The organism is Gracilibacillus lacisalsi DSM 19029 (genome assembly GCF_000377765.1).
Classification (GTDB): Bacteria; Bacillota; Bacilli; order Bacillales; family Amphibacillaceae; genus Gracilibacillus; species Gracilibacillus lacisalsi.
On the sequence record NZ_KB898703.1, the window covers coordinates 1 to 1369 of the forward strand.

1 protein-coding gene is annotated in these 1369 nt (G+C 39.6%); it reads left to right on the top strand.

What is annotated here, in order from left to right; all coding sequences use genetic code 11:
- Positions 1 to 262: 262 nt before the first annotated feature.
- Positions 263 to 1369, top strand: a 1107-nt coding sequence (locus tag D569_RS0122175; protein WP_018934619.1) for an IS110 family RNA-guided transposase, incomplete at its 3' end; no start/stop codon positions are given.

Genomic DNA, 1369 nt, shown 5'->3' on the forward strand with positions numbered 1-1369 from the left:
GCCCACTTCCCTCGTATGATATAGGCAACCTTAATTTTAAGGTATCCCCATGAAATTGTATAATGGGGGTAATCAGATGGAGGTATCGTTACTTCCCTTGAAGCTTAGTCTTCGTCGGAAAGTCTGATGCCTCCTTCTTTATAGAATGATTCGTATCAGCTGGATGACACAGACGTTGTCGAATATCGAACGAGGATGGATAGCTATAAAGATGCGGAGGATTCCTCTTTTCTGATTAATCTATCACACGGGTGGTGTTTACATGTACTACTTAGGGATTGATATTGGTAAAAAAGAACACGAGGCCGGCTTGATTGACCAGCAAGGTAATTCGATTGGAAAAACACTTCGTTTTTCTAATTCAAAACCTGGGAGTGACAAGTTGTTAGCTTTTTTAAACAAACATCAACTCACCCCTGATAATTGTACTTGTGGTTTAGAGGCGACAGGACATTATTGGCTTTCTGTGTTCACTTATCTTTACCAACTTGGTTTTAAGGTAACGGCTTTCAACCCTTTACAATCTGATGCTTTGCGAAATTTTTATATACGTAAGACAAAAACAGATACTCGTGATGCTTTTCTCATTGCTCAAGTTATTCGAATCGACGCTCCAGAAGCAACACCTTTTATAGAAGAAGATTTGCTTCAGATAAGGCAATTGGAAAGATTGCGTTATTCCTTAGTAGATCAAAGTTCTGATATCAAACGAAAGATCATAGCTCTTCTCGACCAGGTCTTCCCAGAATATGAGGAGCTGTTTTCCGAAGTATTTGGGGCATCTTCCTCTGAATTACTTTTACATTACCCTATGCCAGAGGACATACACAGCATTGATACAGATAGTTTGGCTGCTTTCTTGAATGAAGCAAGCAAACAAGCATATGGGAAAAAAAGAGCACACGAAAAAGCAAGTAAAATTAAAGAATCTGCAGCAGAAAGTTTTGGCATTACAATGGCCACAGATTCTTTTCGAACACAAATCCATCTATTACTTGAACAACTTTCTTTACTAGATCGACAAATCCATCAGATTGACGAACAACTTTCCGCACTCATCGAACAACAAGCAACTTATTTAACTACCATAAAAGGGGTTGGAAAGGTCACCGCTTCTGTTATCATAGGTGAAATTGGGTCAATAGAGCGTTTCGAGCGACCTGAACAATTAGTTGCTTTTGCAGGCCTAGACCCTGCGGTTAAAAAATCTGGTAAATTTAATGCTACCGAAATACACATTTCCAAAAGAGGTTCACCTTATCTGCGACGGGCTATTTGGTGGGCCGCCTTTTCAGCAAGCCAGAGTGATCCAGCATTATCGCAATTCTATAATAAATTAAGAGAAAGAGGAAAAGGGCATTACGTAGCT